Annotated in this window: 16 protein-coding genes and 1 pseudogene; 5 read left to right on the top strand and 12 right to left on the bottom strand. The window is 61.2% G+C overall.

Annotated elements, in window-relative coordinates; all coding sequences use genetic code 11:
• The coding region (locus N5D53_RS21595) for an arylsulfatase (RefSeq protein WP_279840779.1) at positions 1–1,660 on the bottom strand (1,660 nt) is incomplete at its 3' end.
• 262 nt (positions 1,661–1,922) lie between these two features.
• Between N5D53_RS21595 and N5D53_RS21590 the strand changes: the two genes are divergently transcribed.
• A complete protein-coding gene (locus tag N5D53_RS21590) occupies positions 1,923–3,314 on the top strand; it encodes an alginate export family protein (RefSeq protein WP_119713572.1) in 1,392 nt (463 codons plus the stop codon).
• Positions 3,315–3,348: 34 nt separating this feature from the next.
• The gene (mhpT, locus tag N5D53_RS21585) at positions 3,349–4,590 is read left to right on the top strand and encodes a 3-(3-hydroxy-phenyl)propionate transporter MhpT (protein WP_020191847.1); all 1,242 of its coding nucleotides are present in this window, start codon (positions 3,349–3,351) and stop codon (positions 4,588–4,590) included.
• 14 nt (positions 4,591–4,604) lie between these two features.
• Here the strand turns inward: mhpT and N5D53_RS21580 are convergent, their stop codons facing one another.
• From N5D53_RS21580 to N5D53_RS21545, 8 genes and pseudogenes are all read right to left on the bottom strand, one after another.
• Positions 4,605–5,663 (bottom strand): GGDEF domain-containing protein, encoded by a 1,059-nt coding sequence (locus tag N5D53_RS21580; protein ID WP_104962874.1) that lies wholly within the window; start codon positions 5,661–5,663, stop codon positions 4,605–4,607.
• 466 nt (positions 5,664–6,129) lie between these two features.
• On the bottom strand, positions 6,130–8,181 hold the full coding sequence (locus N5D53_RS21575; protein WP_190869208.1) for a TonB-dependent receptor: 2,052 nt from the start codon (positions 8,179–8,181) through the stop codon (positions 6,130–6,132).
• Between the two features lie 81 nt (positions 8,182–8,262).
• On the bottom strand, positions 8,263–8,670 hold the full coding sequence (locus N5D53_RS21570) for a DUF2946 family protein (RefSeq protein WP_104961606.1): 408 nt from the start codon (positions 8,668–8,670) through the stop codon (positions 8,263–8,265).
• A 209-nt stretch (positions 8,671–8,879) separates the two neighbouring features.
• A pseudogene (locus N5D53_RS21565) lies at positions 8,880–9,041 on the bottom strand (PepSY domain-containing protein); the annotation flags it as partial.
• Between the two features lie 5 nt (positions 9,042–9,046).
• Entirely contained in the window at positions 9,047–11,200 is a 2,154-nt protein-coding gene (locus N5D53_RS21560) for a TonB-dependent receptor (protein WP_190869209.1), read from the bottom strand.
• A gap of 71 nt (positions 11,201–11,271) precedes the next feature.
• Positions 11,272–11,661 carry a DUF2946 family protein gene (locus tag N5D53_RS21555; protein ID WP_104961608.1) on the bottom strand — a complete coding sequence of 130 codons (390 nt, stop codon included), beginning with the start codon at positions 11,659–11,661 and terminating at the stop codon, positions 11,272–11,274.
• 128 nt (positions 11,662–11,789) lie between these two features.
• The gene (locus N5D53_RS21550) at positions 11,790–13,073 is read right to left on the bottom strand and encodes a DUF2254 domain-containing protein (protein ID WP_190869210.1); all 1,284 of its coding nucleotides are present in this window, start codon (positions 13,071–13,073) and stop codon (positions 11,790–11,792) included.
• A gap of 31 nt (positions 13,074–13,104) precedes the next feature.
• Positions 13,105–13,977, bottom strand: a complete 873-nt coding sequence (locus tag N5D53_RS21545) for a LysR family transcriptional regulator (RefSeq protein WP_104961610.1) — start codon at positions 13,975–13,977, stop codon at positions 13,105–13,107.
• Between the two features lie 101 nt (positions 13,978–14,078).
• Here N5D53_RS21545 and N5D53_RS21540 point away from each other — a divergent pair, with 101 nt between their 5' ends.
• The 3 genes from N5D53_RS21540 to N5D53_RS21530 all read left to right on the top strand — a co-directional run bounded on the left by N5D53_RS21540 (position 14,079) and on the right by N5D53_RS21530 (position 16,127).
• Positions 14,079–14,492: a VOC family protein gene (locus N5D53_RS21540; protein WP_190869211.1), complete on the top strand. Its 414-nt coding sequence runs from the start codon at positions 14,079–14,081 to the stop codon at positions 14,490–14,492.
• A gap of 158 nt (positions 14,493–14,650) precedes the next feature.
• A complete protein-coding gene (locus N5D53_RS21535; RefSeq protein ID WP_190869212.1) occupies positions 14,651–15,967 on the top strand; it encodes a cation:dicarboxylase symporter family transporter in 1,317 nt (438 codons plus the stop codon).
• 1 nt (position 15,968) lies between these two features.
• Complete coding sequence (locus N5D53_RS21530) at positions 15,969–16,127, top strand: hypothetical protein (protein ID WP_162497224.1); 159 nt, start codon at positions 15,969–15,971, stop codon at positions 16,125–16,127.
• Between the two features lie 42 nt (positions 16,128–16,169).
• On the opposite strand, the gene N5D53_RS21525 is transcribed toward N5D53_RS21530, so the two are convergent.
• The 3 genes from N5D53_RS21525 to folE2 form a co-directional block, all read right to left on the bottom strand.
• The gene (locus N5D53_RS21525) at positions 16,170–16,892 is read right to left on the bottom strand and encodes a DUF4198 domain-containing protein (protein ID WP_104887674.1); all 723 of its coding nucleotides are present in this window, start codon (positions 16,890–16,892) and stop codon (positions 16,170–16,172) included.
• A gap of 14 nt (positions 16,893–16,906) precedes the next feature.
• Positions 16,907–18,997, bottom strand: a complete 2,091-nt coding sequence (locus N5D53_RS21520) for a TonB-dependent siderophore receptor (protein ID WP_279840772.1) — start codon at positions 18,995–18,997, stop codon at positions 16,907–16,909.
• Positions 18,998–19,307: 310 nt separating this feature from the next.
• Complete coding sequence (gene folE2 / locus N5D53_RS21515) at positions 19,308–20,252, bottom strand: GTP cyclohydrolase FolE2 (protein ID WP_104961612.1); 945 nt, start codon at positions 20,250–20,252, stop codon at positions 19,308–19,310.
• Positions 20,253–20,267: the final 15 nt, after the last annotated feature.

The following is a 20,267-nucleotide window of genomic DNA, read 5'->3' as shown; positions in this document are numbered from 1 at the left end:
GCGGCTTGACCAGGATCGGGCTGGCCGGACGGCCGTCGGCATCGACCGCGATATTGCCGCGTTGGGCATAAGCCTTCCAGTCGCGCAGCATCAGCGCCACCTGCTCGGGGTGCCCTGCGCCGATGTCATGGTGCTCGCCAGGGTCCTTGCGCAGGTCATACAAGTGCCAGCTCGGCTTGCTGTCGGTGGCATCCCACACCAGCTTCAGCGGGCCCTTGCGCAACGAGGCGCTGCCGTTGATTTCCCACCCCAGGGCTTCGTCATGGGCGTGGATCTGGCTGTCCTTGCCTTGCAGGTAGTTCAGCGCCGATGTGCCTTGCGGCGGCACGATATCGCGGTCTCGGTACTTGACGCCGGGCATCGGCGCACCGGCCAGTTGCAGCAGGGTCGGCATGATGTCGCGGACGCTGGCCAGCTCTTCGCTGCGGCCGGCCTTGATGGTGGCCGGGTAGTAGACGAAGGCCGGTACGCGGATGCCGCCCTGGTAGGTGGTCATCTTGTAGCGACGGCTGGGCAGGGCGCTGACCTGGGCCCAGGCCGAGCCGATCATCAGGAACGAATCGCGGCGGCCGTAGTTGTCCAGGCGGTTATCGAAGTTTGCCTTGATCCACTCGGGGTCGACTCGGGTGGCGTTCTCCGGACCGTTGTCGGACATGAACAGGATCATTGTGTTTTCCAGCTCGCCGGTCTTGCGCAGGTGTTCCACCAGGCGCCCCACCTCGGCGTCCAGCGCCGTGACCATGGCGGCGTATACCTCCATGGTGCGCGCGGACTGGCGTTTTTGTTCATCGCTCAGCGATGCCCAGCTCGGCACGCCTTCCAGTTGTGCTTGCAGGGGGAAGTCGGTGGGCACCAGGCCGGCTTCGCGCTGGCGCTTCAGGCGCTCGTGGGCGATGACTTCGTAGCCTTGGTCGTAGCGGCCTCGGTACTGCGCCAGGTACGCATCCGGCGCCTGCAGCGGCCAGTGCGGCGCGGTGTAGGCGGCAAAGGCGAAGAACGGTTTGTTGCTGGCCTTGCCTTGGTCGATCGCGTCGATCAGGCGGTCGGTGTACCAGGTGGTGGAATAGAAGTCGTCGGGCAGCGTGATCGGCTCGCCGTTGTGGCGATAGGTGGCGCTGTAGTTCGACTGCAGGTCCATGTTGGCCTGCTTGAAGTGCGCCGCGCCGCCTTCGAGCAGCACGTAGGCCTGGTCGAAGCCGCGGTTGTGTGGCTGCTGGGCCGGTTGCATGCCCAGGTGCCATTTGCCGGCGATGTAGGTGCGGTAGCCGGCGTCGTGCAGCAGTTCGGCGAGGGTCGCGACATTGGCACCGAGCACGCCTTCGTAGCCGGCGCGTACCTCTGCGCCGGCCGGCAGGCGCTTGCGCGTCTCCGACATCATGCCCAGCCCGACCAGGTGTGGATCGTTGCCGGACATCAGCATCGCCCGCGTCGGCGAGCAACTGGGCGCGGCATGGAAATCGAGCATCAGGCGGCCGTCGGCCAACAGTTTGTCCAGGTTGGGCGTCTGGATTTCGCTGCCCAGGGCCGACAGGTCGGAGAAGCCGAGGTCATCAGCGACCACCAGCAGAATGTTTGGTTGTTTAACGGTTGGTGCGGCCATGGCGTGGCTGGCACCGAGCATGAGCACGCCGAGGGCGGCAAGGGGGCGGAGGCAATTCATGGGGGGACTCTTGTTTTTGTAATGGACTCGAATTTTGCGCATGGCCTCTGAATAGACAGCACGCCACTGGATTCTAGCGACGGATGAATGAATGCCGCAGCCGCTCGCTGCAGAAGTGTGCGATTAGCGAACGCTTGATGCTGATCATTCCTTGTACACGGGCAAAACGCTATTGACGGCGCATATGGTTAACAAAAATAATCGTTAATAGAGTTATCCAGTTTGTAAGAACAATTATAAAAACAAGTGAAGGGAAATTCTGATGATCAAGCCGTTGAACGGGGTATGCCTGCCCCTCATGGTGCTTTCGCTGTGCCAGTCCGCCTACGCGGCCAGCCCGCTTGAAGAGAGCCGGCCGGGGAGGCCAGGGGCCCCTCGCTGGATCGAGGACTACCGCTTTCTCGACGACCCCGCCAAGGCCACTGCCCCCTTCGATGGCCTGCGCTACCATCGGCTGTCAGAGTCGGCCTGGCTGCAACTCGGGGCTGAGGCCCGCTACCGGGCCGATGCTTCGGACAAACCCTTCTTTGGCCTGCGCGGGCTGAACGACGATTCCTATCTGCAGCAACGGCTGCAGGCCCATGCCGACCTGCACCTGTTCGACGATGCCGTGCGTACTTTCGTCCAGGTCGAGAATACCCGCGCCTTCGGCAAGGACTTGTACTCGCCCAATGATGAAAGCCGCAATGAAGTGCGACAGGCCTTCGTCGATTTCAACCACGATTTCGCCGCCGGGCGCTATACCACACGCATAGGTCGCCAGGAGATGGGCTTCGGCGACCAGGTGTTGGTCACCTACCGCGACGCGCCGAACATCCGCCTGAGCTTCGACGGCGTGCGCGCCAGCCTCAACCTCAAGGACGGACGCAAGCTGGATGCATTCGCTGTGCGCCCGCTGAAAACCGGTGAAGACAGTTGGGACGATGGCAGCAACAACAACATCAAGTTCTACGGCCTTTACGGCACCTTGCCGCTGTCGGCGTCGTGGAACATGGACCTGCTAGCCTTTGGCCTGGAAACCGACGACCGCAGCCTGGCCGGCGAGTCGGGTGACGAGCAGCGCTACACTTTCGGCACGCGGCTGTTCGGCCGCCATCAGGCACTGGACTGGAGCTGGAACCTCGTCGGGCAGACCGGCCACCTGGGCAACGCGTCGATCCGCGCCTGGGCGCTGTCGAGCGACAGCGGCTTCACCTTCACCCACCCCTGGCAACCGCGCCTGGCCATGCGCATCGATGCCGCAAGCGGCGACAGTGACCTGGGCGACGGAAAAGTCGGCACCTTCGACCCGCTTTACCCACGCAATGGTGTCTATGGCGAAGCCAGCCTCACCACCCTGAGCAACATCATCGTGGTGGGGCCGACCTTCGGCTTCTCGCCCTGGCGCACGCTGCGCATCGAGCCCGGCATCTTCGAAGTGTGGAAACAGCGTGAGGAAGACGGCGTGTACATGCCCGGCATGAGCATGTTGGCCAACACCCGCGGCACGGGTCGCCATGTCGGTACCATCTACCGCGCCAGCACGCGCTGGCTTGCCACTCCCAACCTGACCCTGGACCTTGACCTGAAGTACTACGACGTGGGCACGGCCATCAAGGAGGCTGGCGGCGAAGATTCGTCGTTCGTCTCAGTACGTGCCACGTTCCGCCTTTGACCACCCGACCGATAACAACAACAGAGGGCCACACATGCATCATTCATCCGCGTCATCGGGCAAGGCCGTGCTCACCATCGGCTTGTGTTTTCTCGTTGCCTTGCTGGAAGGGCTGGACCTGCAGGCCACCGGCATCGCCGCGCCGCACATGGCCAAGGCATTCAACCTGACCCCTGCCATGCTCGGTTGGGTATTCAGTGCTGGGTTGCTGGGGTTGCTGCCCGGCGCGCTGATCGGCGGTTGGCTGGCAGACCGCTTTGGCCGCAAAGCGATCCTGATCGTGGCGGTGCTGCTGTTTGGCGGCTTCTCGCTAGGGACCGCCCATGCCCAGACCTACGATTCGCTGTTGATCGCGCGGCTGATGACAGGGCTCGGGCTGGGGGCGGCGTTGCCAATCCTGATCGCCCTGGCCAGCGAGGCGGCGCCCGAGCGTCTGCGCAGCACAGCGGTCAGCCTGACTTACTGTGGTGTGCCGCTGGGCGGGGCGGTTGCGTCGCTGATCGGCATGGCCGGCGTGGGCGACGGTTGGCGTACGGTGTTCTACGTCGGCGGCATCGCACCGATCGTGATCGCCTTTGTGCTGATGATCTGGCTGAAAGAGTCCCAGGCATTCCGTGCCCAAGGCGTTGCCAAGGCTGGCAGTGAAGGTGTGCTTGCCCAACTGTTCGGGCCGCAGCAGGCAAGCCGCACGCTGTTGCTGTGGGTGGCATGTTTCTTCACCCTGACAGTGTTGTACATGTTGCTCAACTGGCTGCCGTCGCTGTTGATCGGCCAAGGCTTCAGCCGACCGCAGGCGGGCGCCGTGCAGATTCTGTTCAACCTGGGTGGGGCGGCTGGATCGTTCCTGACCGGTCGGATGATGGACCGCGGGTTTGCCGGGCGGGCGGTATTGATCGCCTACGCCGGCATGCTGGCGTCGTTGGCGGGGCTGGGGCTGTCGAGCAGTTTCGGGCTGATGTTGCTGGCCGGGTTCACTGCAGGGTATTGCGCCATTGGTGGCCAGTTGGTGCTGTACGCGCTGGCGCCGACGCTGTATTCGACCCAGGTGCGCGCAACGGGCTTGGGCGCTTCGGTGGCGGTGGGGCGCCTGGGTTCCATGGCCGGCCCTCTGGCGGCTGGGCAGATCCTTGCAGCAGGCGCAGGTGCGGGGGGGCTGCTGATGGCCGCGGCTCCGGGCCTGGTGCTCGCGGCGTTGGCGGCACGTGCGCTGCTGAAACACCGAACCCGCACGCAACGCCCGGAGCCGGGTGAGGCTGCGGCTCAGGACCCTGCATAGCGCTTCCTTGGGGGCTAGTGCTGCTTGCGCAATGCCTCCTGCTCCGGTTTGGCGACCGTGACCCGGTTACGGCCCGATACCTTGGAAAGGTACATGGCGCTGTCTGCACTGCTGAGCAAGGCGCCGAGCTCAGAGGCAGGGGCCTTCGCGAACGCTAAACCTATGCTTGCGGTGACCGGGTGTTCATCATTCACACGCAGTTTGGCTATCAGGGCCCGCAGGCGCTCGGCAACCTCAATCGCCGTGTCTGGCGGCGTATTGGGCAGCAGGATGGCGAACTCCTCGCCGCCCAGCCTGCCGGCAATGTCGTTGTCACGCAGGCTGGCACTGATCGCTGCACCGATGCGCTGCAGCACCTGGTCGCCCGCGGCATGCCCGAACGTGTCGTTGATCTGTTTGAAATGGTCGACGTCCAGCATCAACACGGCCATGAATGCACCTGCGTCCTTGCACTGGGCGTGTTGCGTCGACGCGTTGTCGAAAAAAGCACGTCGGTTGTTCAGGCCAGTCAGTTCGTCCGTGCACGAGGCCACCATGGCCAGCCGATGCGCGCGTTGCATTTCGTGTTTCAGGCGCCAGGCCGTCGTCAATGCCGAGGACAGGCTTCGCGTCGCGCTGACCACGAACCAGGCAAACACCAATACCGCCAAGGCTATCCCTTGTTGCAGCGTGGAAGGTTGCAGCAGTAGCCAGCCCGTAGAAGGCAGCAAGACCAGGCCCATCGACACCAGGGTCATGTTGCGGTAAGAGGAGTAGCACGACACCGCGCTGACAGACATGCCGACGGCAAACAGCATGATCAGCGTCTGCCCCAGCGCGTCGTTGGCGGGCATTACGGCAAAGGCGCCCCAGCCCCAGATAGCCGCCGACAGCATCAGCGTGACCCAGTAACGCCACTCCCAGCGTTCGGCCGTGCGCTGGTTGGCGGGTGCTCGCAGATAGGCGAAGAACATGGCGGTACGCACGCCGGTCGACAGGCCCAATAGCGTCATCCAGACCATGACCCTGTGCGGGTCGAAACGCTCCCAGCCCAACCAGCACAGCATTACGGCGGCCAGGAAGCTGCCAAGCACCGCAGGCGCTGACTGGACGAACAGCTGTTCGAGCCGATCCGTCCGTACGGAGCGCGCTATTTCATCGCGGGGATCAAGGTTTGTCATGGCTGGTGACGCCACTCGTGACCGGTAGCGGATACTGGCACGTTGCTGGCGTCTTGGAAAAGCCTCCTGGCGTTCACATGTGATGCCCTTCACCATGTTTGATTGCTGGATTCAGAAAGCGTTGCGGTAGGTAGTGGCAGTGCAGAACTGGCTATCACCACGGCTACGGCACCTGCGACGTTTTCCGCATTTCATGTCGTTGCGCGGATCCCTTCCTTGACCGAAGGCCAGTTTTCCCTCGCAAGTTCCGTATCACGAACATAGCCTGTTTTCCCGCAATTCGAAAGCCAATCGATCACCACGGCCAACAAGTGGTCGAGCAAGCCAAGGCAGCTGAGGGTGTTGCCCGAACCACTGGCGCCGACCAACGTGCAGGCTTTCAGAAGTCGAACGTCACGCCGGCATACAGCGCTCGACCGTCACCCGGGGCGTGCAGGGAAGCCTCCGCACTATCCGGGTCGTACCACACGTACTCATAGTAGCGGTTGGTGAGGTTCTTCAACTGCAGGTCGACACTCATCGCTTCGGTGACCTTGTACGTCGCGCCAAGGTTCGTGAGTACGTAACCGCCATACCGGCCCTGGGTATTCTCGCGTTCCAGGTAGTAGTGGGTCTGGCCATTCATCCAGGCCGTCAATTGCAGGGCAGGGGTGGCCTGGTAGCTGATGCCGGTGTTCCACAGGTGATGCGGCACGTGGTCGATTTCCTTGCCTTTGCTGGCTGGCAAGGCACTGCTGGGCTCAAGGATTTTCGAGTACTGCCAGGAATACGACATCCACATCTCGGTGCGTGCGTCCGGGTGCAGGTTAACCTGCAGGTCATAGCCCCAGCGGCGTGTCTCGCCGACGTTGTCCGACTCGCCGCTGGGGTCGTTCAGACGGCGGCTGACCTCGCCCGTGGCGTCCTGGCGCCAATAGGCGAAGCGGCCATCGACCCAACCGGCTGGCGTGAACTTGACACCGGTTTCCCAGCCTTCGTTGATCGACGGAGAAAGGTCTTCGTTGCGCGGTGGTACTTTGTAGGCGGCCGCGCCCGTACCCACCTGGAACGTTCTGCCCCAATTGGCATAGACGCTGGCGACCTTCCAGGGTGAATAGACCACGCTGAGCTTGGGCTGTTTGATCAGGCCGTAGTCGTTGATGTCGTAATCCTGGCCGGTCATCTCGTTGGTGAAGTCACCGCTGATCCTGTCCACACGGTACGCCGGGACAATCTTCAGCGATTCGACCGGTTCGATCTCCGCCTGCACATAGGCCCCCACGGTGTTGAAGTCGTAACGCTGGTCGCGGGTTTGCGCCTGCCGCACGCGGTTGAGCGTGCGGTAACGTTCGCTGCGGTTTTCCTGCTTCTGGATATCGCTGCCGCCTTCCAGGGCGAAGGCATGCAGCCAGTCGACCTGCGGGCGCCAGGTGAGCGAGGTAATGGCGCCGTACTGGGTTTCGTACGTGTCGCGTTCCTGCTGCGAACTGCTGCTCCAGTACTGGGTCCAGCGCCGGTCGTCAAAGGTGTTGACGTAGGTCCTGGCGGACCAGGACAGGGTCTGCGCCAGTTCGGTATCGAAATGCAGGCTGACTTGGTTCATCCGCCGCGTGCCCTTGTCCGTGGCGTTGTAGTCGTTGCTCATGCGCGGGTGATGGCGGGCGTTTTCCTCGGTGAGGTAGCCGGCCTCCTGCGCTTCGGACTCGTAATGGCGGGCGATCAGGCCCACGCGGTAGTTGCCATCGTCCGGGGTGTAGAACCATTTACCGCCGAAGCTGTAGCGTTCGGTGTCGGCATGGTCGCGGTAGCCGTCGACCTGCTGGCGGGCGAAGAAGTAGTTCTGCGTCCAGTTACTGGTCTCGATGCCCTTGGCCAGTTGCACCTCGCGGGTGTTGAAGCTGCCATAACGCATGCGCGCTTTGTTGTAGTTGCCGCCGGTACGGGTATTGATGTTGACGTTGCCCGCAATGTTGTTCAGGCCATAGCGCGGGTCGCTGGTGCCGCGCACCACCTCGATGCTGTCGATGTCCATGGGGAACACCGAGTCGATGAAGGGCATGTTGCCGTCATTGGTGTTGCTGGGAATGCCGTCGATCAACAGTTTCACGGCGTTGATTTCGCCTTCGCCATTGAAACCGCGGAACGAAAGCTTGCCGGAGGTGGTGCCTTGGTTGAACTCGGTGAGCATCACCCCCGGTGCCCGGCGGAACAGCTCCCAGCTGTAGGCAACTGGCATCTTCTCGAGGATGTCACCGCCCAGAATATCCACCGAACTGAGCACGCTGGTTGTGGCCAGGGGGCCGCTGTCGGTGCCGGTTACATTGACCGCGCCGAGGGTGAGTACCGAGTTTTCGGCAGGCAGTGTCTCAGCGATGGCAAGTGACAGTGGGTTGAGGCCGAACAAGGCGAGCACGGGCAGTACGGCGCGTGCGGTACAACGGAACGCAGGCATGGGTGGTTTCCTGGCAAAAACGGTCGGGCAAGGTCAGGCGTCGTGCAGCGCACGCCATGACCACAAGACAGCAGCGACGGTTTAGGCCAGGGGTGAGGCGCGGGGATTCAGCCGAGGCCACTGTTCTCGTGGCAGCGGCAAGGCATGACGGTCTCCCAGTAGAAGGTCGGCCGGCCAGTAGCGGGGGAACAGATGGCGGTAGTAATCACCGCCTGCCAAGGCATGGCCGGCATGGCCACAACAGCAGTCACCACTCTGGTGCTTGGGTTCAGGGGAGTGGTCGAGTTGCGGCAGGTCTGCCTTGAGCTGGGTCAACAGTGACTTGGGCAGGCTCTGGGCACCGTGAAGGCTGCAGAAGCTGCCAAATATCAACGACTGGCTGTCGATGCGGGGTGCCTGCAAGGCACGGTCGAGCGGCATCGCCAGCAGGTTGAACAGCAGGGCGAAGCAGGCGAACAGACAAAGTTGTGCACGTGCACGTGAAAGCATGAGTCACCCGACCGAACGTGGCGCGAATTAAGCCGCATCCGTTGCGGGCTGTATACGTTGCGTGGCATGCCATTTTGTCGCAGGTGCACCACGCTGAGGGCTCAATGACTGCGCATGCTGGCGGCCACCCTGAACACCCGCATCAGCCAGGCGAACAGGGGCAGCGCCTTCAGCGGCTGTTGCGCCCAATGCTCGGGCAACTCGGCGCAGCACCCCGCCGGCAAAGCCGGCAGGTGGGCCAGGCGCTCGGCCGGTGTCAGCTTGGGGTAGCCGACGTACAGCATGACAACCCCGGAGACGAACCACAGCGCCATGAACAGGCAGGCGACGATGCCCAGCCAGCGGTGCCACAGGTACAGCTGGCGCTTCACGCTCATCAGTAGCGCCACTGCACAGCGACTTCCAGGCTGCGCGGTTCACCCAGGTAGTACTGGGTGTTGGTCTGGTGGATGAAGCGGGCATAAACCTCGTCGGTGAGGTTGCGCAGCCGCGCGCTGACTTGCACGTGTTTGTCCAGGTCGTGGGTCATGGACAGCCCGTAGACGGTGTATGACGGTACCCATGCGGTATTGGCGGTGTTGGCGTACACCGATGAGACATAGCGGGCATCGGCCCCGACCTGCCAGCCGGGCGCCAGGTCGTAGGTCAACCAGAGGTTGGCCACGCGGTCGGGGATGTTGACCGGGTTCTTGCCCTTGCGCGAGTACACCACGCCGCCGATGGTCTCGTTGAATTCATCGTATTCGGCATTTACCCAACTGAAGTTGCCCGCCGCCAGCAGCTTGGGCGTGACCTTGAACGAGGCTGCCAGCTCGATACCAGTGGAGGTCTGCTGGCCCGCCTGCTCGGTGGTGTTGGGCACGGTCGAGGAGGGCACGGAGATATCCTTGCGCACGATGCGATACGCCGCTGCCGTCGCCGAGCCGCGGCCGTCGAGGAAGTCGAACTTGCTGCCTACTTCGACCTGACGGCCGGTGCTCAGGTCGAAGTCGCCGACCTGGCTGATCGAGGCGCTGGTCAGGGTACCGCCTGGTGGTTCGGCCGAGGTGCTGTATTGGGTGTACAGGCTGACGTTGGAGGTCAGGTCATAGACCAGCCCCAGGCGACCGGTGATGGCGTCCCAGCGTCGGTCCAGCCTGGCTCGCGCCACATGGTCGACCACGTCGAAGTCGATATGGTCGTAGCGCAACGCGGTGATCAACGAAAGTTGATCGGTCAGGCGGGTACGGTTCTCGACGAAGGCCGAGGTGGTGTCGGTGGTGGTGGTTCTGCCCTTGGTCATGGGCGCGTCCATACCGGGGATATCGAGGAAGTGCCCGGGTTCGAAGCCGTTCGGGTCAACCGTGTCGAACGCCCCCTTGGACAGCGGGTAGTTGGTTTGCTGGTTGGTGCTGTAGTCCATGCCGAACGCCCAGTCGCTGGCAAGGCCGAACAACTGGCCCTGATGGGTCAGCTCGAGCCTGTCGCCGTTGACCTCCTGGTCGTGCCGCTGGCGATAGCCGCCCGAGCGAGCGATGACGCTGTTGTCGGCGTTGTAGCGATACACCTCGAGATTGCGGTAATCGCGCTGGCCGTTGTAGTGGTAGAAGGTGTTACGCAGTTGGGTGTTGTCATCGAAGCGATAGTCGGTAATCGAGCGCAGCCACCGGGTGCGCTGCTCGTAGCGACCGTCTTCGACGTTGTAGTTGTTGAAACGGTTGTGCTTGTCGATGTGCAAGGTACCGACCAATGGCTGCAATACCGGTGTGCCCCAGTAGGGGCTGTCCTCTTGCTCTTCCAGGTATTCGATGGCCAGCGTGTGCGAGAGCTGATCGTTGATGTCGCTAAGCAGCGAGAAAGCCAGGTTGCCGGCCCCATTCTCCTGCCGATCGATATAGCCGTTGGTACTGGTGCGGCTGTAGTCGAGGCGGGCATAGTGGCGCGGGCCGTCGCCCGTGTTCAGCGCCTTGTTGAAGGCGACCGACGTTTCCATGGTGTCGTAGCGTGCATAACTGACGCGCCCTTCGAAGGTGTCTTCGTCACGGCTTGCCAGCCGGGTGATGAAATTGAGGCTGCCACCGACAGCGCCGCTGCCGTTGAGGAAGGAGGATGGCCCGCCGAGCAATTCGACGCGGTCGTAGATCCAGGCGCCCACCGGGCGCGCCGCGCCGCCATACTGCAAATTGATGCCATTGAACAACTGGCTGATCTGGGCACCGTTGAACCCTCGGTACGACACATATCCGCCCCAGCCGGGCGGAGCCGAGGCGTTAACCCCGGGCAGTGCATTGGCGGCGTCCTGGAAGTTACGTGCGCCGATGCGCTCCATGGTCTTGCGGTCGGCAACGCTGACGGAGGCGGGGTTCTCCCTGGCGCTGAGGTTCAGCCGCGAGCCGCTTTCGATGGGGCGATCAAGGTCAAGGCTGGTTGCCTCCTTGGGTTGATTGGCTGTGGCCGTGACATTGCTGGCCGGCAGGGTCAGGGTGTCATCCTGCGCCCAGGCACAGGTTGCGCTGCCAACGAGCAGCGCCAAAGTGGTCATGCGGAACATGCAAGGCTTCCTGGCTGAAATCGGTGAGCACACGCCCGCTGCCGATCAGGCGGCACGGGGACGTGGCGATGTCAGAACGCGAGAAGCGAAGCAGGAGAGGCGCGGGGATTGACCAGTGGCCAACGCTGCTTGGGCAGGCGTGGCGGAGGTTGGTTGGGTAAGGGGCTGCCCGGCTCGCCGGCGAGCAGGGTCAGCAGGCCGAAAAATACGGCCAGCAGTGTGGCGCTGAACAGGCTGGCGATCACGCAGTCACCGCCGGCAGGCAGGGTCGGATCGCTGAAGTCTTGCTCACCTTGGACCATGCCGCTGCTGTCTGCCGTGCACCAGGCGGCATCATCCATGCCAGCCAGGCGCAACCCGGCCATTTGCCCATGGCCCATGGCGCACAGCAACGAGCCGAACAGGATGCTGAAATACAGCACCCAGGCGACATGCGATCGTGTGTGGTGGGCCAGCTTCATGGCGGAACTCGGCGCGAAAACTGAATTATCAGGTTAGGAGGTTGGCGAGGGATTCTACATCTTCTGATGCATCTGAATAGTGTGATTTTTCAAGCACGAATATTCAATCGGGTACAGGCGCACGAGACTTATTGAACACCGATGAGTTCGGCAGCAAGCGCGCGGAGTTCGTCCTTGTCCTGTTGAAGTACAAGCCCACTGCCCGCGTGTGCAAGCAAGCGCGCGGCATGCCGGCTGCAGGCGGGTTGAAATGCGCGGGGATTGATGCGCGCCAGGCTGACCAGGGCTTTGATCAAGCGCAGATTGACCTCGTGCAAAGCCGCGCCGTCCCGGCTGATCGGCGCAAAAAAATCGTCAAACAGGTCATCCGCCAGCAGTGCACGAACATAGACCTGCGGGCATTCGTTATCCGTGCTTTGCGCCACGGGATGCAGTTTCCCCCAACACGTCAGGCAGCGAATGCCGCGGCCAATGATGTCGATGGCTGTACCGGGATCATTTACCGCTGGAGAAAGCGCTCGCGAGGCGATCTCTGACAACACCGAAAGCCCGAAGCGCGGGTCATGCTCGAACGTTCTCCTGAGGCCGATGGTCACGGCAGCGAGCATCTCGATGTCCAGCGCGCCATTGTCATCGAGCGGCTCGCCATCCACGGCCAAGGCCCGTGCCACCACCATACCCTCATGTACAAAGGTGCCAGGCAGGACTTCGAGGAAAATTCGAATCTCGGTGCGCGTTGCAATCTTGCTCAACGTGAGGACATCGATGTGCTGGACATAGCCGGTCTGGCGGCTTTTCACTTCATGGGTTATCCCAGGAAGCTTGAGGTCAGGCGGGTAGGCTGCAGCGCCCAGAAACGGGTGTTCAACACGCTGCTCGATGGCTTTGATCACTGCTTTTTCGACACGGTCGATCGTCTCGCCTACGCGCCCTAGTTTGGAGAGGTGATCAATCCAGCGCAGCAAGGTGTAGATGATCAGGACCACCACTGCAATCGTCACGGTGAAAAGCACTACACGACCTTGTGTACCGTAGGCTCCGGTGCTCAGTGCAATGATGCCGACGAGGCTGAAGAGAAAGGACCCGATGAAGGTCGCCAGAGCGTTCTGGGTCGTGGCGTCCTCCATGACCAACGAAGTGGCGCGCGGGGTTACGCCACTGCTGGCGGCACTGTAGGCCGAGACCATTGTACTGAGCGAAAACGTCGTGACGGCAAGCATGCTCGAGGCGATGATGCCCAATATCTTGTCAACGGCATCTGCACCGATACGTGCAGGCAAGCTGACCGGCACTGCATCCTTGAACACCATGGCCAGTAGCGCGGTAACCACCCCCAACAGGGAGAAAAGCGTTGCTCTGAACCAGAGACGCTTGGCAATTCGCGTAGCCATCCAACGCCAGCGAGCTATCATGAACACCTCCTGTTGCCGAGAGTGTAGGCCCTTATGGAAAGCTGCAGTTATTCATAAGCTGTGCCTTCAAAACCTCCACCGCCTTGGGCCTTCTGGGGTTGGCCTTGTGAAGCAGGACTACCTTGCGCATGTAGCTGTCAGCGTCCGACACTGGCGTTGCCTGTACGTCGTCAGTCTTCAATCCCGCCCAGAGTGGGACAACAGACGCCCCCATGCCTTTTGCGACCATGATGTAGATAGCATCCAGCGCATCCAGATTACAGAGGACATCGGGCTGCAGGTCATTGTCATTCAAGTACTGCTGGGCAATCTGCCCACCCCAGGCATGTGAGTCATATCGAATCAGGTTTCGACCAAGAATCGTCGAGCGGATGTCGCGCTTGTCAACGGGGTCTTTGGTCAAAAGCATCAGGGGTTCTTCTCGAAGAACCTGTACACGAATGCTTTTGGGGACGCTGAAGGGCGGACATACCATGATTCCCGCATCGAGCTCTCCGCAGGCTACTTGTTCGTAAAGACTGCGCGAGTCCCCTGGCGTGATGCGTAACCTCAGTTGCGGGGCAATGCTTGATAGCTGATTCATGGCCTCTGGCACTATGCCTGTCAACGCTGTAGAGATCGCACCGATCTTGAGATACCCCGACAGGCTACCGGTGTCCAGATCCTCTTTCAGCTCTGCTGCCCCCTGGATCAGATCTCGAATCTTCGGCAGCAACGACAGGCATTTCTCGGTAGGTTCGACAGCATGTGCGCTTCGGTTCAGGAGTTCGCACGCCAGCGATTTCTCGAGTGCTTGTATACGCTGGCTGACTGCAGGTGCTGTCAGGTTTTCCCGTCGAGCCGCCGCTGCAATCGAGCCAGTCTCTATCACCGCCATCAGGCTTTCGAGAAATCGAGTGTCCAAAACATTTCCTTTCGCTGAGAGATGGAAAAATGCGCTTTAGCACTTGCGCGAGGCTACGCTAACCTCCCCGAAAGTTCTATCAGAAACCAAAGAGGGTAGTTATGAAATCGTTATTTCATGTTTCATACCATGTTACAGACCTCGAAGCATCTCGTAACTTTTACGGTAATATTCTCGGCTGCAAAGAAGGCCGCACGAGTGACACTTATGTGGATTACGATTTCTTCGGTCACCAGATTTCGCTTCACAAAGGTGTTCCTTTTCCAACGACCCGCACCGGCAAAGTCGGCGACCATGAAGTGTTGATGCCGCATATCGGCTTGGTGCTGCATCTGGATGACTGGTTCGCGATGGCAGACCGCCTGGCGCTTCATGGTGTGCAGTTCGACATACCGCCGGTTGTACGATTCCCGGGCCAACCTGGGGAGCAGCGAACGATGTTTTTCCTGGACCCCAGTGGCAACCCGATCGAAATCAAAGGGTTCAAGAACTTCGAAGGTGTATTTGCCACCTGATTGGCAAAAACGTCCGGGACGCGCCGCCCGCTTTGTCTGCGTAAGATAAGAGGCGTGTATCGGTGAGTGGCCACTCAACAAAAATAACAGGCTCCAACGATGTGTTTGGCATTTTTGCCGGCCAATGTACAGTCCAAATTATAATAACTGGAGGACGTATGGCAAAGACTAGTCTGGTGACTAGAATTATTGCAGGTCTTGTGCTCGGGGTTGTAGTCGGGGCACTTCTTAATTTCTTTCCCGAGTACAAAGCCTGGATAATCAGCAGCTTTTTGCAACCCGTCGGCGATATTTTCATCAAGATGATGAAGATGATTGTCATACCTCTTGTATTCGCGTGCATGGTCGGCGCGATCGCAGGCAATGGTGATAGCAAGGCGATAGGGCGGGTGGGGGTGAAAGCCTTGTTCTACTTCTCTGTCGTGACCAGCATCGCAATTGTGTGCGGCCTGTTGGTTGGCAATCTTGCGCAGCCAGGCGTAGGTGCCAACTTGACGACGCTGGCAAACACCCAATCGCTCTCGCTTCCCTCTACCTCGGAGAGCACAGGGTTTGCTCAAGTCATCCTCAATATCATCCCGGACAATATCGTCGGTGCAATGGCGCAAGGAAAGCTGCTGCCTGTCCTGTTCTTCTCGGTCATGTTCGGCTTTGGGCTAAGTGCTCTGGACAAAGAGAAGAAAATGCCGTTGATCGCGGTAGTCAATGCCATTTCCGCGACGATGTTCAAGGTGACGCATATCGTGATGCACTACTCACCCATCGGGATCTTTGGCCTGATCGGCGTGACGGTCGCCAACTTCGGGCTTTCCGCGTTGCTGCCTCTGGCAAAACTGATTGCCGTCACCTACGTCGCGGTCATTCTGTTCGGCGTGGTCGTGCTGGGCGGCATCGCGAAGGTTGCCGGGATCAACATCTTCGACCTGATCAAGGCGATCAAGGATGAGTTGATCCTGGCGTTCAGTACTGCCGCCTCGGCGACTGTCATGCCCCAGCTGATTGAAAAGGTCGAGGCCTACGGTGCGCCGCGTTCGATTGCTACGTTGGTGATTCCTACGGGTTATTCCTTCAATCTGGATGGCGCATCGCTGTTCGTGGGCATCGGCACGCTGTTCATCGCGCAGCTGTATGAAATTCCCCTGAGCTTGGCTGACCAGGCGATGCTGATCATCATCATGGTGCTGACCTCCAAGGGCGCAGCCGGCGTCCCGGGGGCCATGTTCGTGATCTTGACCGCTACGCTGACCAGTGCCGGTCTGCCTGTGGAAGGTATTGCATTCATCGCCGGAGTCTATCGCTTGATGGACATGCCGATCACGGCGCTGAATGTCTTGGGCAACGCACTGGCGCCTCTGGTTGTGGCGAAGTGGGAGAACCAATACCGGATGCCTGCTGCCCCGGTGGTAGCGCCCGGGGAGCGCCCGCAAGTGTTGACCTGTTCGATTAGCGCTGGGGGCTCGGCAAAAACGACCTAGTGTGTTCATCGACATGATCGCCCTGCATGTGATGCAAGTGCCCATCATGCAGGTAATCGACATGCCCATCGTGTTCGATTGCCGTGTGGCCGCAGCCGGGCTTGTGCCGATGGTCATGGTGCGGATGCTGGTTGCAGGCACTCATTCCGAACGTCTATAGCTGCCATACCTCGGCCGACACGGCCGAGGTAGGTCGCTTATGTTACTCGTGGTGCGGCTCACCCAGGAACGTCAGTGAACTGAACAGACTCTGCTGGGCCACGGGGCTGCCGTCTGCCATTGGCAGGGTAGCCTGGGCCGCGATGATGTTGAGTCCTTCATTGCGTACGGTGATACGTGCCCGGCCTTGCTTGTCGGTGGTGGCGCTGACCTGGTGAGGGGCGCCCCGGTAATCGCCCTGCAGCGGGATATCAGCAGCCGGTTTGCCATCGAGCAGTACCTGCACTTCCAGCGTCTTGCCTGGCCCGACTTGCAGAGGGTCGCTCAGGGGAACGATCGCTAAACGCAGCATGTCCAGTTTCGGCAGGCGGGCGCCGCTCTGGTAGATCGCCAGGCTGTATTTCAAGCTGTGGGTGGAGGCGATCGCATCCTTGACATGGGTGCGATCCTGATTGACCCATTGCTTGTCCGGGCGCTGCGACCAAGGCCCGTTGTCCAGCAGCACGGCAAGTGCCGCAGGCGGGGTAAGTGGTTGCAGCACGGCATGATCCGCCAGGCGCTCGACCGTGACCGGGACCATGTTCCCTGTCGCGTCGAACGCCCAGGCGCGCTTGATCTTTTCCGCCTTGTAGGCGTTATCCTCGGCGCCGTGGCCGTACACGGCCTCGATATTGCCACGTCGCTCCTCGGTCCACAGGCCGTGGGCGCCTGCGTTGACGCTGACCATCAGGGTCAACAGGGAAGCGACTTTCAACGATGGATGCATGATGGTTCCTCGGTTCAAAGGCTAAGGGTCAGGCTGACACTGAAGTTGCGTGGCTCCCCGGGCAGCACCCAAGCGCTGTTGTACGAGCGTTCGTAGTACTTGCGGTCGAACAGGTTGTTGAGGTTAAGGCCGACGGTGACCTGTTCGCTGGCCTTGTAGTGCGCCAGCAGGTCGACCGTGCTGTAGGCGTCCAGGGTGAAGTCGCTGCCAGCCTGGCCGGAGCGTTCGCCGACGTAGTTCACCGCTGCGCCCACATCCGAACCGCGCAGGGCCCCGTCCTGGAATTCGTACACGCCCATCAGGCTGCCGCTGTTACGGGCGATGCCGAGCAAGTCGCTGCCTTTGGGCAGGGCTGCGTCGCCCTTGGTGACCTCGGCGTCGATGTAGGCGTAGGCGCCGATCACTCGCAACGCGTCGGTCAGTTGGCCGCTGAACTGCAGGTCCAGGCCTTGGCTGCGCGCTTCGCCCGCCGCTACGCTCTCGCCAAGGGCGTCGGTGGTGATGACGTTCTCCTTGTCGATATGGAAAAGGGCGATGGTCGCGCCCAGGCGGCTGTCGAGAAGGTCGAGTTTGACCCCGGTCTCGTAACCCAAGCCCTTTTCAGGCTTGTACACCTGGCCCTGGGTGCCGATGGTGTTGGGTTTGAACGAAGTGGATGCGTTGGCGAACACGCCGACTTGCGGGGTCAGTTGGTACAACACCCCGATGCGCGGTGTGGCAACGTCCTTTTCCTGGCTGTCGCTGAGGCCCGTGGTGCGGTTCTGCGAGGTCTGCTCGAAGCGCTCCAGGCGTACGCCCAGCAACCCGCGCAGGCGCTCGGTGAAAGCGATCTGGTCTTGCAGGTTGATCGCGTAGCTTTCAGTGTGCTCGAAGAAGTCGTTGGCACGGGTGATGGCTGGCTTCGGCTTGCCGTATACCGGGTTGTAGATCTCCAGCCCATACGCTGCGGAAGTGGCGCTTTGCGGGTACTTCTGGCTGTTGCGGTAGTTTTCGTACTCCAGCCCGACCAGGGTCTGATGCTGCCAGCCACCCAGCTCGAACTGCCCGTGCAGCTCGGCCTGGGTGATGCTGTCGTTCCATTCGAAGTCGCGTTCGCGATAGAAGCGCGTGATGGTGGTGCCCACCAGGGCCTGGGGCTCGGAGCTGTTGCCCTTGAGCGTGCCCTGGGTGTAGTGGTTGGCCAGGCGCAGCTTCCAGTTGTCGTTGAGCACGTGTTCCAGCGCCACGTCGAGGGTCTGGTTGTCGTTGCGGATCTCGCCGTCATTCGGCTCGCCAAGGAAGGTCGAGCGCTTGACCGAACCCATTTCGCCGTTGACTGCCGGAATGCCGCGATCGAACACCGACTCGGTGCGGGAGAACTCGGTGTCGATCATCAGTCGGGTGTCGGGTGACAGTTGCCAGCTCAGGGAGGGGCTGACGATACGGCGCTCGCTGCCGACATGATCGCGGAAGCTGTCGTTGTCTTCGACAGCGAGGTTGATCCGGCCCAGCAGATTCCCTTCGCTGTCCAGCGGCGAGTTGGCGTCCAGGGCGGTGCGGTAGCGATCCCAGCTGCCTGCGCTGAGGGTGAGGGTACTGAAGGCTTCGGCCTGGGGGCGCTTGGTGACGATGTTGACCAGTCCGCCAGGGTCGCCACGGCCATACAGGCTGGCAGCCGGGCCTTTGAGCACTTCGATGCGCTCGATGTTGGAGGTGTCCGGCGAGCTGTAGCTGCCGCGGTTGATGGCGAAACCGTTCTTGTACAGCTCGCCCGTGGTGAAGCCGCGCACACTGTAGTTGAGGAAAGTCAGGCCGCCGAAGTTGTTCTGCCGCGACACGCCGCCAGCAAAGTCCAGGGCGCGGTCGATGCGGGTGGTGTTGAGGTCCTTGATCACCTGCGCGGGCACGACGTCGATACTCTGCGGCGTGTCGCGGATGTCGGTATCGGTGCGGGTGGCCGTGGCAGAGCGGTTGGCACGATAGCCTTGCACCGGCCCGTCGGCGCGCTCTTCGAGGTAGGCGTCGGTGATGGAGGTTTCGTTCAGCAGCAAGGGTTGTGCCGCTGAAATCGGCTGGCCGAACAAGCCCAGCGTCAGGCCGGCCAGAAGGGGGGCACGAGGGTTCACGTAAAGTCTCCGTTTTTCACGCTATAACGTTGCATTGTTGGATACGTCCTGACTTGGGCACTGTCCACGAGCTCGAAGGGGATCACAACGGATACACCATCAGGCTCCACGGTGTAGGCTGTGCAGGCTGCACTCAATGCCAACATCGATGCCGCGCCCTGCTTCGGGCGGTGCTGCATCACAGATGACAAGAAACCCTTGCGAGTAGAGCGGCCCGCCTTGCGTCAGACCTGACAAATGAATCCTGATGAGGAAATGTTCATGTGTTGGGATGCGCATGTTATTAGATGTAATAACGTAACACCAGTGGTTAGCGTTCATTACCGGTTGCAAATGATTCTTGTTGGTCAGGCGCAGCGGCCTGCGGGGCGGACCAGGCCGAAGCATCGTGCGGGTGCAGGCTTTCCAGATGGCGAACGTGCACTTGGCTATCGCGGTAACCGTGCAGGTTTGCCTGAATACGCCGCGCAGCGTCTTCGACGAACATCAGGTTCTGCCCGTTGAGCGCTGCGAAAGCCTGTTCGTCAGCCCGTTTTACGGCGGTCTGAACCGGCGTGCGCAAGGCGCCTTCGATGTGGTCGATCAGGGCCAGCAACCCGAGATCCGGGGCATCGGCAGGTACCGTGACGCGCACTCGAGCTTCGCTGCGTTGGCTATGTGGCGTCGCCAGCGACGCGTTGCTGCGCAGCCACTGCGCGACGGCGCTGGCTTCGAGCAGTGGCTGGTCCTTGAAGGTTCGCAGGAAGCCGTCCTCAATCAACTGCCGAGAGAGAGCGGCCGAGCACGGGCAGGTCGAGGAGTAGCCGATCCTGACCTCGATACTCAGGTTCAGCGCCCCGCCGACCTTCGTCGCGAGCACGTGAACCGGGTACGACTTCCAGCCAGAGAGGCCCTCGGTCACCAGTGCAGGGCGGCGAACCAGCAAGTCGAAATCCAGGCGCAACCTGGCATTGCGGCTTTCGCAATCCTGATGGCTGTCGATCATCTCCTGCAACAGCGCAAAGAGGCTTGCCGGCGACACCGCCGCAGCCTGCCCCCAGGCGTCCAGCAGGCGATACAGCCTGGACATGTGAATGCCTTTGACATGCGGTGCCGGCAGGTCGACCTGGACATCCGCCCGGGCGTGCAGCTCACGCTGGTAGGTCGGTTCTTGGATCCTTACCGGCAGGTCGATACCCTGCATGCCGACCCATTGCAGCGGGCTGAGGCTGGGGGCCAGGTCGGTGACGGAAACGTCGGGTAATGCTGAGCTCATCATGTATATCCAGTG

It is taken from the genome of Pseudomonas sp. GD03862, assembly GCF_029840855.1.
Lineage (GTDB): Bacteria > Pseudomonadota > Gammaproteobacteria > Pseudomonadales > Pseudomonadaceae > Aquipseudomonas > Aquipseudomonas alloputida.
Note: the sequence above shows the minus strand (reverse complement) of the source record. Positions and strands in the feature narration are given on the sequence as shown.

What these genes read in the sequence shown, in the direction of transcription:
- mhpT (WP_020191847.1), top strand. Translation starts at nt 3,349, where the DNA reads ATGCATCATTCATCCGCGTCATCGGGCAAGGCCGTGCTCACCATCGGC.
- N5D53_RS21555 (WP_104961608.1), bottom strand. Translation starts at nt 11,661, where the DNA reads ATGAAGCTGGCCCACCACACACGATCGCATGTCGCCTGGGTGCTGTAT.
- N5D53_RS21560 (WP_190869209.1), bottom strand. Translation starts at nt 11,200, where the DNA reads ATGTTCCGCATGACCACTTTGGCGCTGCTCGTTGGCAGCGCAACCTGT.
- N5D53_RS21550 (WP_190869210.1), bottom strand. Translation starts at nt 13,073, where the DNA reads ATGATAGCTCGCTGGCGTTGGATGGCTACGCGAATTGCCAAGCGTCTC.
- N5D53_RS21570 (WP_104961606.1), bottom strand. Translation starts at nt 8,670, where the DNA reads ATGCTTTCACGTGCACGTGCACAACTTTGTCTGTTCGCCTGCTTCGCC.
- folE2 (WP_104961612.1), bottom strand. Translation starts at nt 20,252, where the DNA reads ATGAGCTCAGCATTACCCGACGTTTCCGTCACCGACCTGGCCCCCAGC.
- N5D53_RS21590 (WP_119713572.1), top strand. Translation starts at nt 1,923, where the DNA reads ATGATCAAGCCGTTGAACGGGGTATGCCTGCCCCTCATGGTGCTTTCG.
- N5D53_RS21540 (WP_190869211.1), top strand. Translation starts at nt 14,079, where the DNA reads ATGAAATCGTTATTTCATGTTTCATACCATGTTACAGACCTCGAAGCA.
- N5D53_RS21575 (WP_190869208.1), bottom strand. Translation starts at nt 8,181, where the DNA reads ATGCCTGCGTTCCGTTGTACCGCACGCGCCGTACTGCCCGTGCTCGCC.
- N5D53_RS21525 (WP_104887674.1), bottom strand. Translation starts at nt 16,892, where the DNA reads ATGCATCCATCGTTGAAAGTCGCTTCCCTGTTGACCCTGATGGTCAGC.
- N5D53_RS21535 (WP_190869212.1), top strand. Translation starts at nt 14,651, where the DNA reads ATGGCAAAGACTAGTCTGGTGACTAGAATTATTGCAGGTCTTGTGCTC.